Below are 13,846 nucleotides of genomic sequence, written 5' to 3'. Positions count from 1 at the left end.
CAACGCCCCTCACGCGATCTGTGGATAACTCTGCCTCAGGCGACCGCCGCCGGGGTGAACACGCCGGTGACCAGCTCCGTGAGCAGCTCCGGCCCGTGCTCGGTGAGCACCGACTCGGGGTGGAACTGCACTCCGGCGAAGCCGGGCCCGCGCAGCGCGTGCACGAATCCCGTGCCGTCCTCACGGGACAGCTGCAGTTCGCCGTATGCGGTGGACAGGGTGTCGGCGGGGGCGACCGCGGTGAAGGTGGAGTAGAAGCCCACCCGGCGGGTCACCCCGAACAGGTCGATGTCGCACGGCAGACCCTGGTAGGGCACGTCGCGGCGGTGCATCGGCAGGCCGAGACGGCGACTGAGCACCTGATGGCCCAGGCACACGCCGAGCAGCGGCGCGCGGCGGGACAGCCGCTCCTCCACCACGCGGCCCAGCGCCGCCACGCGCGGATCGGTGTCGTCGTCCGGGTCGCCGGGCCCCGGTCCGGTGACCACCAGGTCGTACGAGCTGAGCCCGCCCAGCGCCGTGGTGGGCTGGATGGTGACCCGCATGCCCAGCGAGCGCAGCAGGTGCCCGAGCATGCCGGTGAAGGTGTCCTCCGCGTCGACGATCAGCGCGGTGCGGCCCACCAGCGGTCCGGTGACCGGTTCGGGGGCACGCTCGGCCAGCCAGAACCTGGACAGCCGCTCGTTGCGCGACAGCAGCGTGGCGCGCACCGCCGGGTCGGCGGCAAGGTCCTTGATGTCGGCGTCGGGTTGCACGGCCGGCGCGGTGCGCAGGCCGAGCGCGGTGAGCACACCGCCCGCCTTGGCGTGGGTCTCGGCGACCTCGCCGTCCGGGGTGGAGTCGCGTACCAGCGTCGCACCCGCCTTGACCGCGATGGTGCCGTCGGCGGCGATGTCGGCGCAGCGGAACAGGATCGGCGCGTCCAGGCTCTGCCGGCCGGCGGCGTCGCGGCCCAGCAGCGCCAGCACCCCGGCGTAGTAGGCGCGGCCGGAGGTCTCGTAGCGCGCGATGACACGGGCGGCGTTCTCGATCGGGCTGCCGGTCAGCGTCGGGGCGAACATGGTCTCCCGCAGCACGTCGCGGACGTCCAGCTCGGTGCGTCCGGCCAGCAGGTACTCGGTGTGGGTGAGGTGGGTCATGTGCTTGAGGTAGGGGCCCAGCACCTGGCCGCCCTGATGGGCGACCACCGCCATCATCTTGAGCTCCTCGTCGAGCACCATGGACAGCTCGTTGATCTCCTTGCGGTCGCTGAGGAAGCTCAGCAGCGTCTCGCGCCCGTCCGGGCCCGGCGCGAGGTCGCGGTGGCGCAGCGTGCCGGAGATCGGGTTCATCATCACCAGGCCGTCGTCGACGCTGACGTGCCGTTCCGGTGACGCGCCGACCAGCGTGCGGCCCTGCTCGCCGGGGATGTGCACCAGGAACGACCAGTACACGCCGCGCTCACCCGAGATCAGGCGGCGCAGCGCGGCCCCGGCGAGCAGGCGCGGGTCGGCCTCGGTGTGTGCGCGGGCGGTGCGGTGGATGACGAAGTTGGACCCGGCGCCGTGGCCGATCTCGTCGCGCAGCACCGCGGCGACCAGTTCCCGGTAGGCCGCGTCGTCGATGTCGAAGCCGAGGTCGGTCACGTCGGGCACCGTGTCCGGGAGCGCGGCGAGGGCTTCGTCGAGCGGGATGCGGTCGTACGACTCGACGGTCAGGCAGGCCAGCGGGGTGCCGTCGTCGATGCGGTCGAAGCCCCGCTCGGCGAGCTGGCGGTAGGGCACCAGGGCGAGCGTGCGCGGGCCGGCCTCGTCGCCGTCCGCGTGCTCGGGCAGGGGGATGTCGGCCAGCCGTGCCACGGTGGACAGCGGACCTCGCAGCACCTCGAGGTGCTCGGAACCTTCGCGTCGCAACAGCGCGAACGGGCCCGGGTCGGGCGCGCCGAGCAGATCGTGGAGCAGGTTCATCGATGGTCTCCCGGTTCGGGTGGCCGTGCGCCGGGCGACCGAAAAAGCAAAGGCCGCCTCGTCGAGGCGGCCGCGGTGTGGGTATGCCTACCCGCGCGTGTCGATGGCCGCCGGTCGGGCGCGCCACCACAGGTTGCGGGTGGAAGTCATGGCGGTAACCGTACCGGCGACTTGCGCGACTGTCCAGAAACCTCACCGCGTCCGCTGTCACATTCGCGCTCACCTATCCACTTTTCGCTGTGTGACGGGTAACATACCGCGAGTCACCAGTGGTGGCGGTGGTTCAGCCGAGGCAGGGGAGGGGCCGGTGGCGGGCGACGTACGCGAGCAGTGGGGGGCATCCCGGCTCGCAGCCGCGTTCACCCTCCCGCTGGTCGCCTTCGCGCTGGTGGCGTGCGCGCTGCTGGGCTGGGCCGTGGCAGAGGCCCTCCAGATGCGGGAGGCGGCCGCACTCGGGGTCGACGGCGCCGCGTATGCCGCGGACGTGGCCTGGCGATGGGTGGCCGTGATCGCGGTCGGCCCGGTGCTGGCCTTCGGCTTGCTGGTCCGCCTCGTCGCCGCCGTGCGACGGGAGCTGCTGGCCGCCGCCGAGGGTTTGCGTCGCGACGCGCAGGCCCTGGCCGACGAGATTCCGGCGACCTTCGAGCGGCTGCGGGCGGGCAACGGCGAGCCGCCCGCCGAGGAGCCGTCCGTGCTACCGGGCGAGACGACGTCCGCGGCCGACGGGTTCGCCGCGGCCGGTGCGGCGCTGTCAGCGGTCCGCGGCAGCGTGGTCGCGCTCGCGCTGCGCCAGGCGCGCTCCCGGCGTACCGTCAACGGGATCTTCACGAATCTGGCCCGCCGCTCGCAGATCCTGGTGGAGCGGCAGTTGCGCCTGCTGGACGAGATGGAGCGCGACGAGCGCGACCCCGACCGGCTGGCGGCACTGTTCAAACTGGACCATCTGGCCGCCCGGCTGCGCCGCAACGACGAGAACCTGCTGGTGCTCGCCGGGGCCGAGCCGCGCCGGCGGTGGCGCGAGGGCGTGCCGCTCGCGGCGCTGGCGCTGGCCGCGCTCTCCGAGATCGAGCAGTACGAGCGGGTGCGCGCCGACGTCGACGACTCGCTGTACATCGCCGGGCACGCCGCTGCCGACATCGGTCACCTGCTGGCCGAACTGCTGGACAACGCCGCCGCCTTCTCCGCCCCGGACACGGCGGTGCGGGTGAGCGCGCACGCCGGGCCCGACGGCGCGCTGGTCGAGATCGTGGACGAGGGCATCGGCCTGACCGAGCGCGCGCTCGCCGAGGCCAACGCGCTGCTGGCGGTGCCCGCCGAGGTCGACGTGGCGGTCAGCGAGCGGATGGGCCTGGTGGTGGTGAGCCATCTCGCGGCTCGCCACGGCGTGCGGGTGAGCCTGTCGCTGTGCCCGGACCGCGGCGTGCGCGCGGCCGTCGAGCTGCCCGCAGCGCTGCTGGCCGAGCCCGCGGACCCGCCGGAGCGGCCCGCGCCGCCCGTCGCCGTGCCGGCCCGCCCGGCACCGGCCACCGCCGCACCGCCGAGCGTTCCGCAGCGCCGGCGCGAGCCCGACCCGGCGGCTACGGCCGCCACGCTGACCCGGCTGTACGAGGGCGTACGGCGGGGCCAGGCCGGAGACGGCGCGGCGACGCCGCCGGCGGCACCGGACGACATCAAGGGGGAGCCATGACCACTGCGACGCTCAGCAAATCGGCCCAGGATCTGAACTGGCTGGTCGCCGGATTCGCCGACCGGGTGCCGGGCGCGCGCCACGCGATCGTGGCGTCCTCGGACGGCCTGGTGGTCGCGGTCTCCGCGAATCTGGACCGGGCCACCGCCGACCAGCTGGCCGCGGTCACCTCCGGCCTGCTCGGCATCGCGGGCTGTGTGGCGCGGCTGTCCGACGGCGACGAGGTGCGCCAGACCGTGGTGGAGATGGGGCGGGGCTACTTCCTCACCATGGCGATCCGGGACGGCTCGGTGCTGGCGGTGGTCGCCGACGCCGACGCCGACCTGGGCGTGGTGGGCTTCGAGATGGCCCGGCTGGCCAAGCAGACCGGAGAGATCCTCACCCCGGCGCTGCGGGCCGAGCTGCAGCGCGCGCTGCCGCGCTGAGCGCCGCAGGGGTGACGTTCCCGCGTGGCGGCACCCGCGCGGTTTCAGCCGTTGCGCTTGGCCAGCTCGGCCAGTTCGTCGAGCAGCCGCTGCACCGGCTCGTAGGCCTCCTTGGCGTCACCTTCGGCGTCCTCTGCCCAGCCCGTGACCTTCTTCTCCAGGCTCTCGGCCCGGCGGCGCGCCGCCTCCCAGTCGCCCTGGAGCAGCTTGCCGGAGATGTTCTTGAGGCCGTCCTCGAGCTCGGCCCGCTGCTTCGGTGTGATCACCTCGGTCTCGCGCAGTTTCGCCACGGCGTCCTTGAGGTCGGCGAGCAGCTTCACCGCTTCGAACGGGCCGACCTTCTCGGGGGTGGGGCTGGGCTTCGGGGCGGCCTGGCTGGTCCGCGCGGGCCGCTGCGGGGAGCGGGTCGGGGTCGCGTTGGCGGTGTCCAGCGGCTCCCGCAGCGCGGACATGATCATGAGGACGCCGCTGACCAGGATGATCGCCATCACCAGCATGACGGCCAGCAGCGGCCGGCGGCTGCGCTTCACCCGCACCGGGGGCGCGGACCTGGCCTTCGGTGCGGCCTGCACCCGGGTGGCCGGGGCGGGCACCCGGGCCGCTCCGGCGATCGCGCCGCCGGTCGGTGCGAGCAGTGTCGGACTCGGCCCGGCGAGCGCGGGAGCGGGACCGGACACGGCCGGCACCGACAGGCCACCCAAAGCATGAGCCAGGTCCTCGGCGCGCGGGCGGCGCGCGGGGGAGGGGTCGACCGCGGCGGCGAGCAGGGCCACGACGGCCGGTGGCACCCCGGGCAGGGCGGGCAGCGGGCGCGGGCGGGCGTGCTCGGCCTCGAACTGCTCCCAGCTGTCGATGCCGTTGCGCCGCCGGCCGGTCACCATCTCGACGATCAGCACGCCCAGGGCGTACACGTCGGCGGCCGGGTCGGCGGCCTTCTGGCGCAGCCGCTCGGGGGCGGCGTACGCCGGGGTGCCGATGATCAGCGTGCCGGTCCGGTCGGGCAGGCCGGTCATCGCCGCGATGCCGAAGTCGAGCACCTTCGCGCCGGTCGCGGTGATCATGATGTTGCCCGGCTTGATGTCGCGGTGCACCACGTCCCGGGAGTGCGCGGCGGCCAGCGCCCCGGCGACCTGGGCGCCGATCGAGGCGGCGCGCGCCCAGGGCAGCGGTCCACGGGCCATCAGCTCGGCCAGCGACTCGCCGGTGAGCAGCTCCATGACCAGATACGGCTCGACATGGCCGTCGGGGAAGGTGACCTCGCCGAAATCGTGTACCGCGGTGATGTGCGGGTGGGTGAGCTGCGCGGCGGAACGGGCCTCGCGCAGCGCGCCGGCGCGCAGTGCCGGGTCGGCGGCGGTCGGCCCGGCGAGCACCTTCACCGCCACGGGGCGGCCCAGCACGAGGTCGTGGGCCTGCCAGACCTCCGCCATGCCGCCGGAGCCGACGCGGCGGTCCAGCAGGTAGCGGTCGTGCAGCTTGAGACCAGGGGTGAAGGCGGACATGGTGGACAACCGTACCGTGTCCCAGCTGCCGGTGACACCAAGCGCAGGGCAGCGTGAGTTCGGTCGCCCGTGGTTATATTCCTGCCTATGTCTGACTCCCCCGGACCAGGGCTCGTCCCGGTGCGCCGCCGCCCGGCGGACGCACCCGGCGATACGGCCCTCCCTGCCGACGATCTGACCGATTCTTCTGTTTCGTCAACGTACGACGAGGCGGGCGCAGCGGAGCCGGAGAGCGGTGGCCGGGCGGCCTGGCGGCGGTGGCGTCCGTCGGTGGTCACCGGGTTCGCGGCCTGGACCAGCGGCCTGCTGGCGTACTTCCTGGTCACCGCCGTCGCCTGGATGCCCACCGAGGGGCTGGAGAGCAAGGCGGGTCCCGTCCCGTCGACGTTCGGGCAGCTGATCCAGTCGTGGAACCACTGGGACACGGTCTGGTATGTGATCATCGCGGACTCCGGCTACGAGTACGACTCCCGCAGCACCGCGTTCTTCCCGCTCTTCCCGATGGCCATGCGGGCGGCCAACCCGCTGCTGCCCGGGGGCACCTTCGAGGCCGGTCTCATCGTCAGCGCGCTGGCCTGCCTGGCCGCGCTGATCCTGGTGCACCGGCTGGCCACCGAGATGATCGGGGCCGAGGACGCCCGGCGCACCACGATCTACCTGCTCGCCTTCCCTACCGCGTTCTACCTGGTCGCCGCGTACAACGAGTCGCTGTTCGTGGCGCTGGCGCTGGCTTCGCTCTACAACATGCGCCGCGGGCGCTGGTGGTGGGCGGCGATGTTCGCCGCGTACGCAGGCGCCACCCGGATGGCGGGCGTGATGCTCGCCGCCGCCTTCGTCTTCGAGTACCTGCGGCAGCGCGGCTTCTCGCTGCGGACGCAGCGGCGCCTCGGCGGGATACTGCCGTGGCCGGCCGGCTTCAGGCTCGACCGCAACGCCCTCGCGGTGTTCCTGATACCCGCGGGCCTCGGCGCCTACATGCTCTACTGCTACCTGACCTTCGGCAACGCGCTGCAGTTCCTCGATGCGCAGAAGGCCTGGTTCCGGGACGGGTTCACGCCGCCGTGGACCGTCATCGGCAACGTCGTCGACCTGATCACCGGCAGTGACTCGATCTACCACCCCGACGCGATCCGCAACATCGTCAACCTCACCACCGCGCTGGCCGTGCTGGTGCTGCTGGTGCTGGCCCTGGTGGGCCCGTGGAAGCTGGGGGCCGACCACGCGTACCTGGTGGTCTTCGGGGCGATCATCATCCTGATGCCGCTGTCCAACCCGATCCACAGCCACTACCCGCTGAGCTCGACCTGGCGTTACGCGCTGGAATGCACGGTGGCGTTCATGGTGCTGGCCCGCATGGGACGCAACGTGCATTTCGACCGCGTCTACACGACCGTGATGCTGGCACTGCAGGGTGCGATGGTGATCGTCTTCGTGCAGAACAACTTCGTCGCCTGACGTCCGGCGGTCCGGCCGTGGGACCGCGATGTGCTGCCGCGGATCACGGCCGGACCGGGATGTATGGTCCAGCCGTGATCGATTCCGTGGACCTCGTCATCTTCGACTGCGACGGCGTGCTGGTGGACTCCGAGACCATCGCGATCCGGGTCGCGTCGCAGATGCTGGCCGAGCTGGGCTGGCCGCTGACTGACGACGAGATCCTGGAGAACTTCGTGGGCCGCTCGGCGACCTCGATGGTGCCGGTGATCGAACAGAAGCTGGGCCGCCCGCTGCCGCAGTGGCCGGAGATGTTCGTCGCGCGCCAGCTGGCCGCGCACGAGGCCGGCCTGGTGCCGGTGCCCGGCATCGTCGAGGCGCTCAACGCGATCACGCTGCCGACCTGCGTGGCCTCCAGCGGGCGGCACGACAAGATGCGCAACACCCTCGGCATCACCGGGCTCTACGAGCGCTTCGCAGGCCGCATCTTCTCCGCCACCGAGGTGGCCCACGGCAAGCCCGCGCCGGACCTGTTCCTGCACGCCGCCACGCGGATGGGCGCGGACCCGGCGCGCTGCGTGGTGGTCGAGGACAGCCGGCCCGGGGTGCAGGCCGCGCGGGCGGCGGGCATGCGGGTCCTGGCGTACGCCGGGGGAGTGACGCCGGCCGACTGGCTCGAAGGCCCGGACACCGTGGTCTTCCACGACATGCGCAAGCTTCCCGGCCTGCTCGGGATGCGATAGGGCACGGAAATCGCGGCACCGTCGTCCTTTCACGGCGGTGTCGTGCCCGCCGGCGCGACCTCGATGACGGTGAAGTTCCGCTACCACAACGCGAGCAACAACTGGTACTGGGCCATCGACGACCTGCGGGTCAGCTGACGGTGCGGCTGCGCCGCCCGGCCTTGCGGGGTCGGGCGGCCTGCGCGTTTCCCAAGGTCGATTGAGTCGTTCCTCCTGGCAGGCGTCGCGCGGGGGCGGCGTCGCGCGGGGCGCCCGACGCCCCGCGGCATTTCGTCACGCCGCGCGGGGGCGGCGGAAGGTGTGCGACATGGTCGACCGCAGGCGGATTCTTCAGGCGACGGCGGCCGCGGGCGCCGCCACGGTGATCTCCCAACGTGCCGGGTGGGCATGGGCGATGGGACAGGGCCGGGCGGGCACGCTCGACCCGGCGAAGATCCGCAAGTACGTGACGCCGCTGGCGGTGCCGTCGGTGATGCCGCCCGCGTCTCGGGGCGAGGGCGGCCTGGCCCGGTACCTGATCGGGGTGCGCCAGTTCCGCCAGCAGATCCTGCCGTCGAACCTGCCGCAGACCACGGTCTGGGGCTACGGCGACGTGTCGCAGCCGCGCAGCTTCCGCACCCCGTCGGACACCATCGAGGCCCGGGTGGACCGGCCGGTGCGGGTCACCTGGGTCAACGACCTGGTCGACTCGTACGGCGACTTCCGCCCGCACCTGCTGCCCGTGGATCCGACGCTGCACTGGGCGAACCCGCCGGGCGGCGACGCCGGGCGCGACACGCGGCCCACGTTCACCTCGACCCCCGGCCCGTACCGGGGCCCGGTGCCGATCGTCACGCACCTGCACGGCGGCCACACGCACGAGGAGAGCGACGGCTACCCGGAGGCGTGGTACCTGCCGAAGGCGCGCAACATCCCGGGCGGCTACGCGACCGAGGGCACCTTCTACGACGAGTTCGGCGCGGAGTTCGCCGAGCGCAACGGTGTCGCCTGGAAGCCGGGCACGGCGACCTTCCAGTACACCAACGACCAGCGTGCCTCGACCCTGTGGTACCACGACCACACGCTCGGCGTGACCCGCGTCAACGTGTACGCCGGGCTCGCGGGCTTCTACCTGCTGCGCGGCGGCAAGGGCGACCTGCCGCCGGGGGTGCTGCCGGGCCCGGCCCCGCAGTTGGGCGACAAGCCGGGCACGCGCTACTACGAGATCCCGGTGGTGGTGCAGGACCGCTCGTTCAACGCCGACGGCTCCCTGTTCTACCCGGACAGCCGCGCGTTCGCCGACGATGCGGGGCCGTACATCCCCGAGGGCCCGTTCCCGCCGATCTGGAACCCGGAGTTCTTCGCCAACACCATCATGGTCAACGGCAACACCTGGCCGGAGCTGGAGGTCGAGCCGCGCCGCTACCGGCTGCGCTTCCTCAACGGCTGCAACGGCCGGGTGCTGATCATGAAGGTCACCGGCGATCCGCTGGCTCCCCGCCCGGCGCCGGTGGCGCTGCCCATCTGGCAGATCGGCAACGACGGCGGCTTCCTGCCCAAGCCCGCGCAGCTCCAGCAGCTGCTGATGGGCCCGGCGGAGCGGGCCGACGTGATCCTCGACTTCACCGGCCAGCGCGAGGGCACCGAGCTGTACCTCGTCAACGAGGGGCCGGACGAGCCCTACAACGGCACCTTCAACCCGGCCGACCCCGCGACCACCGGCCAGGTGATGCGCTTCGTCGTCGGGCGGCTGACCGGCAAGGACCGCAGCACCCCGCCGGAGGACCTGGACCTGCCCTGGATCAAGCCGATCGGTCCGGCGAGCAACACCCGCAGGCTCAGCCTCGACGAGGAGCTGGGCCACGAGCAGTCCATCGAGCTGCTGCTGGGCACGGTCGACGAGCACGGCCACGCGATGCCGATGCACTGGGACCACCCGATCACGGAGAACCCGGAGCTGAACGCCACCGAGATCTGGGAGCTGCACAACTTCAGCGTCGACGCCCATCCGATCCACCTGCACCTGGTGCAGTTCGAGATCCTCGGCCGGGGCGTGGACGGCAAGCAGCCGCCGGAGCCGGGTGAGCGCGGCACCAAGGACACCGTGATCGCGCTCCCGGGCGAGATCACCCGGGTGAAGGCCACGTTCGACCTGGCCGGCCGTTACGTGTGGCACTGCCACCTGCTGGAGCACGAGGACAACGAGATGATGCGGCCCTACCGGGTCGGCTGATCCGGAACTCGGGGCGGCGCGTTTCGCGTCGCCCCGAGGCCGGTCACAGCCAGCCGGAGCGGCGGAAGGCGCGGTACAGCCCGGCGGCCACGACGAACATCAGCGCCAGCACGCCCGCGTAGCCGTACTTCCAGTGCAGCTCGGGCATGTAGTCGAAGTTCATGCCGTAGACACCGGCGATCGCGGTCTGCGCGGCGGCGATGGCGGCCCAGGCGGCGATCTTGCGCATGTCGTTGTTCTGGTCGACGGACAGCTGCGCCAGCCGCGCCTGCAGGATCGAGTTGAGCAGGTCGTCGTACGTGACGATGCGCTCCACCGTGCGCAGCAGATGGTCGTTGACGTCGCGGAAGTAGCGCCGGATCTCCTTCGGCAGCCCTTCCTTGTCGTCGATCAGCGCCGCGAGCGGGTGCTGCAGCGGGGCGACCGCCCGCTTGAACTCCATCAGCTCGCGCTTGAGCTGGTAGATCTGGGCGGCCCGGTTCTGCGACTGGGGGGCGAAGACGTGGTCCTCCAGCTCGTCGATGTCGTTCTCGAACGCCACCGCGACCTCGAGATACGAGTCGACCAGGCGGTCGGCCACGCCGTGCGCCACCGCCCAGGGGCCCTGCGCCAGCCGGTCGGGCCGCTTCTCCAGGTCGGCGCGCACCGGCCCGAGCTCTCCGGCGGGGCCGTGGCGCACGCTGATCACGTAGGCGTCGCCGATGAACAGGACGACGGAGCCGGTCTCCACCACGTCGCAGGTTTCGGTCAGCGTCGAATGCTCGACGTAGCGCGTGGTGCGCAGCACGAACAGGGCCACGTCCGCGAAGTGCTCGATCTTGGGGCGCTGGCGGCGCGTGGTGGCCGCCTCCACGGCCAGCTCGTCGAGGCCGAAGCGTTTGGCGATGGGGGCGAAGTCCGCCTCGGACGGCTCGTGCAGGCCCAGCCAGAGGAAGGAGCCGGGGGTCTGCCGTACGGTCGCCAGGCCGGAGTCGTAGTCGTACGTGCCCGGCCGGCGTCGCCCGTCGACGTACACCGCGCAGTCGACGATGGACTGGACCGGTTCGTCGTCCTCCGCGGTGGCGGGCCCGGTCGGACGGATCCGGGAGGCGGCCTTGCGCAGCGGTGCGGTCCACGTCCAGGCGAGGCCCGGTTGCTGCTGTTCGTCGCTCACGGTCACCTCCCGGCAGAGCCCTCGTGGCGATCTTAGTCGGCTACAGGCGGCCGAACGGCTCCGCGTAGGTGAACACTCCCCGCACCGCCGGGTCGTACCCGGTCAGCGGCCGCACCTGGAAATGGATCCCCCACTCGGCCGCCGGCGCGAGCACGCCCAGCTCCTGGGCGGGCCCGAAGCCGAACCGGCGGTAGTAGCCGGGGTCGCCCAGCAGGACCACCAGCGGTTCGCCGAGCGCGTCGGCCGCCCCCAGCACCGCGTGCACCAGTGCGCTGCCGACCCCGGCGCGCTGGTGGTCGGGCCGCACGCTGAGCGGGCCGAGGCCCAGCGCCGGGGTGTCGCCGACGCGGCCACGGGTGCACACCACGTGCCCGACGATCTCGCCGTCGACCTCGGCGACCAGCGACAGCGCGGGCAGCCAGCCGGTGTCGGCGCGCAGTTGGTCGACCAGTCCCGGTTCGGGTGCCGGGTCGGGCGCGTACCGCGGCCCGAACGCGGCCTCGGTGACAGTGCGGATGGCGTCGATGTCGGCGGGTGTCTCGCGGCGGATCAGCACGGTGTTCATCGTGCCGTATGCGACACGTGCGCGGCAGCACCGAGGTCGCCGGGGCCGTCCACCTCGGCGCTGCCGCGCACCTGGAGCTTGCGCCGGGCCCGCTCGTAGAAGGTGGTGAGACCGAGCCGCACCACCCGGCCGGCATCGGGGAGCGCGGTGATCGGGAGCCGGTCGCCCGGCCCCACGTAGCCGTCGACGCGCCCGTCGACCTCCACCGCGAGCCGGCCGCTGGTGGGCAGCACCTGCAGCGCCAACTGCTCGTCGGCGGAGAGCACCAGCGCGCGGTTGAAGCTGGAGTGCGCGGCGGCGGCCGTCACCAGCACGGCCCGCACGGTGGGGGAGACGATCGGGCCGCCGCTGGAGAAGGCGTACGCCGTGGATCCGGTGGGCGTGGCCACGATGACGGCGTCGGCGGCGTAGCGCACGAACGCGTGGTCCTCGACGGTGATGGCGACCCCGGCCAGGCCGTCGCCGGGGATACGGCACAGTGCGATGTCGTTGAACGCGGTGACCTCGTGGTCGCCGGGCAGCGTGGTGCGCACCGCCAGCCGCGACTCGATCGAGTAGTGCTGGTTGTCGATCGCGGACAGCGCCGCCGGCAGCCCGTCCACGTCGATCTCGGGTAGGAAGCCGAGCCGGCCGAGGTTGACTCCGAGCACCGGCGTGGTCCGGCCCGCGCCCAGCCGCATGGTGCGCAGCATCGTCCCGTCGCCGCCCAGGCTCACCAGCAGGCTGGACCGCGCGGCGAGTTCCTCCGGGCCGACCGCGATCGCGCCGCAGAAGATGCGGTCGACCTCGTCGGGCAGGCCGAGCACGGTGACGTCGCGGCGGCGCGCCCATTCCATGATGGTGTCGATCGCGGGCACGGAGTCGCGCTGCGGATGCAGCACCAGACCCACCGTGTGTACCAGGCCCACGCTGCCACTCTACGGTCCGGTGCGCGGCCTGGCGGGCGGTATCGACAGCGCGGCGCGCACCAGCGGCACGGCGACCAGGACCGGCAGCACCGGCCCCCACGCGGGCAGATCCGGCAGCGTCAGCCAGGCCAGCCAGCCCGCGCAAAGCACCCCGGCGGCCACCACCGTGACCTGCCGTGCCGAGCGGTATGCCGTGTGGGCCGCGAACGCCAGTGGCAGCACGGCCAGCATCGCGGCGAGCCCGGTGGTGCGGGCCGGCTCGGTCCAGCCGCCGACGGTCCAGCCGTTGCTGTAGACCCCCACCGCGTACGCCGCGACCAGCGTCCCGACCGCCACCAGCCCACCAAGCCCGAACACCCCCCGCCGCAACCCGAGCAGCGCCCCCGCGCCCCCGCACACCCCCGCGGTCGCCAGGACATGCCCCGTCACCGCACCGACCGCCCACCCGAACCCCAGCAACCCCACCCCATACCCCGCCAGCACCCCCGCCGCCACACCCCGCGATGCCGTCCACGATCGCGACGATCTTGCGCGAACTGTTGCCGACATACCGGAAAAGTGCGTGTCGTACCCGCCGCTCGCGCAAGATCGCCGGGAGGTGGTGGTGCGGAGGCGGGACATGGTGAGGAGGACCAGGGTGGTGCCCAGGAGGACCTGGGTGAGGCGGCCGAAGCGGGGGAGGTCGGCGGCGGTGCGCCAGGTGTCGGTGTCGAGGGGGCCGAGCCAGGCGCCGGGCAGGGCGATCAGGAGGGTGGCCCAGAGCCGGGGCCGGGGCGGGTCGCCGTGGCGCACGGCGGTGAGGGTGAGGAGGGCGAGCGCGGCGACGGCGGCTGCCACGACCAGGCCGAGTTGCGCGAACGCGGGTTGGTAGTAGCCGGTGAGCGGGTCGGGCCAGGCGCGGGAGACCAGCTCCGCGCCGCAGGCGACGGCCACCGCGCCGAGCGCCGGCGTTGCCCGCCCCTCCAAGTCGCGCTGCCATGGGCCGGTGCCGGCGAGCGCGATCAGCCCGAACACGGTGAGCGTCATCAGCACCCATACCGGCGGCCGCGACCAGGCCGTGAGCGGCGCGACGGCGGGCAGCGCAAGCGTCAGGGCCAGCGCCGAGGCCAGCGCGGGCCGGGTCCACCGGGAGGGGGCCAGCAGCGCCACGGCGCAGGCCGACAGCCAGGCGGCGTACGCGACCGGGCCGAGCGTGGGCGGTCCCAGCGGTTCCACGCGCCACCACAGGAACGCGGCGGCCCCGCCGAGCAGTGCCAAGGCGACCGGGGCGG

General features: G+C 72.9%; 11 protein-coding genes. 5 read left to right on the top strand and 6 right to left on the bottom strand.

From position 1 onward, the window contains the following. Positions 1-35: 35 nt before the first annotated feature. Complete coding sequence (locus tag FLL47_RS15775; protein ID WP_144121275.1) at positions 36-1,946, bottom strand: chorismate-binding protein; 1,911 nt, start codon at positions 1,944-1,946, stop codon at positions 36-38. Between the two features lie 307 nt (positions 1,947-2,253). Between FLL47_RS15775 and FLL47_RS15770 the strand changes: the two genes are divergently transcribed. After that, entirely contained in the window at positions 2,254-3,633 is a 1,380-nt protein-coding gene (locus FLL47_RS15770; RefSeq protein ID WP_186315751.1) for an ATP-binding protein, read from the top strand. Continuing rightward, positions 3,630-4,058: a roadblock/LC7 domain-containing protein gene (locus FLL47_RS15765; protein WP_144121274.1), complete on the top strand. Its 429-nt coding sequence runs from the start codon at positions 3,630-3,632 to the stop codon at positions 4,056-4,058. The genes FLL47_RS15770 and FLL47_RS15765 overlap by 4 nt, the downstream gene beginning before the upstream one ends. Before the next feature lie 44 nt (positions 4,059-4,102). On the opposite strand, the gene FLL47_RS15760 is transcribed toward FLL47_RS15765, so the two are convergent. Then, positions 4,103-5,560 (bottom strand): serine/threonine-protein kinase, encoded by a 1,458-nt coding sequence (locus FLL47_RS15760; RefSeq protein WP_144121273.1) that lies wholly within the window; start codon positions 5,558-5,560, stop codon positions 4,103-4,105. Positions 5,561-5,647: 87 nt separating this feature from the next. On the opposite strand from FLL47_RS15760, the gene FLL47_RS15755 reads away from it, so the two are divergent. The 3 genes from FLL47_RS15755 to FLL47_RS15745 all read left to right on the top strand — a co-directional run bounded on the left by FLL47_RS15755 (position 5,648) and on the right by FLL47_RS15745 (position 9,949). After that, complete coding sequence (locus tag FLL47_RS15755) at positions 5,648-7,015, top strand: mannosyltransferase family protein (RefSeq protein WP_144121272.1); 1,368 nt, start codon at positions 5,648-5,650, stop codon at positions 7,013-7,015. 74 nt (positions 7,016-7,089) lie between these two features. After that, complete coding sequence (locus FLL47_RS15750; RefSeq protein WP_144121271.1) at positions 7,090-7,737, top strand: HAD family hydrolase; 648 nt, start codon at positions 7,090-7,092, stop codon at positions 7,735-7,737. Positions 7,738-8,044: 307 nt separating this feature from the next. After that, entirely contained in the window at positions 8,045-9,949 is a 1,905-nt protein-coding gene (locus FLL47_RS15745) for a multicopper oxidase family protein (protein ID WP_144121270.1), read from the top strand. Positions 9,950-9,992: 43 nt separating this feature from the next. Here the strand turns inward: FLL47_RS15745 and FLL47_RS15740 are convergent, their stop codons facing one another. Genes FLL47_RS15740 through FLL47_RS15725 form a run of 4 tightly spaced genes read right to left on the bottom strand, consistent with a single transcriptional unit; the run spans position 9,993 to position 13,790 of the window. Beyond that, entirely contained in the window at positions 9,993-11,102 is a 1,110-nt protein-coding gene (locus FLL47_RS15740) for a magnesium and cobalt transport protein CorA (protein WP_144121269.1), read from the bottom strand. A 40-nt stretch (positions 11,103-11,142) separates the two neighbouring features. After that, positions 11,143-11,667 carry a GNAT family N-acetyltransferase gene (locus FLL47_RS15735; RefSeq protein ID WP_246157985.1) on the bottom strand — a complete coding sequence of 175 codons (525 nt, stop codon included), beginning with the start codon at positions 11,665-11,667 and terminating at the stop codon, positions 11,143-11,145. Next, positions 11,664-12,575 carry an NAD(+)/NADH kinase gene (locus FLL47_RS15730; protein ID WP_222106091.1) on the bottom strand — a complete coding sequence of 304 codons (912 nt, stop codon included), beginning with the start codon at positions 12,573-12,575 and terminating at the stop codon, positions 11,664-11,666. The genes FLL47_RS15735 and FLL47_RS15730 overlap by 4 nt, the downstream gene beginning before the upstream one ends. 9 nt (positions 12,576-12,584) lie before the next feature. Further along, on the bottom strand, positions 12,585-13,790 hold the full coding sequence (locus FLL47_RS15725; protein ID WP_144121268.1) for a hypothetical protein: 1,206 nt from the start codon (positions 13,788-13,790) through the stop codon (positions 12,585-12,587). Positions 13,791-13,846 lie beyond the last annotated feature (56 nt).

Source organism: Catellatospora sichuanensis, assembly GCF_007483665.1.
GTDB lineage: Bacteria > Actinomycetota > Actinomycetes > Mycobacteriales > Micromonosporaceae > Catellatospora > Catellatospora sichuanensis.
Note: the sequence above shows the minus strand (reverse complement) of the source record. Positions and strands in the feature narration are given on the sequence as shown.

Bases quoted from the DNA above. Each gene is read 5' to 3' on its own strand.
- FLL47_RS15775 (WP_144121275.1), bottom strand. From the start codon at position 1,946: ATGAACCTGCTCCACGATCTGCTCGGCGCGCCCGACCCGGGCCCGTTC.
- FLL47_RS15765 (WP_144121274.1), top strand. From the start codon at position 3,630: ATGACCACTGCGACGCTCAGCAAATCGGCCCAGGATCTGAACTGGCTG.
- FLL47_RS15760 (WP_144121273.1), bottom strand. From the start codon at position 5,560: ATGTCCGCCTTCACCCCTGGTCTCAAGCTGCACGACCGCTACCTGCTG.
- FLL47_RS15755 (WP_144121272.1), top strand. From the start codon at position 5,648: ATGTCTGACTCCCCCGGACCAGGGCTCGTCCCGGTGCGCCGCCGCCCG.
- FLL47_RS15745 (WP_144121270.1), top strand. From the start codon at position 8,045: ATGGTCGACCGCAGGCGGATTCTTCAGGCGACGGCGGCCGCGGGCGCC.
- FLL47_RS15735 (WP_246157985.1), bottom strand. From the start codon at position 11,667: ATGAACACCGTGCTGATCCGCCGCGAGACACCCGCCGACATCGACGCC.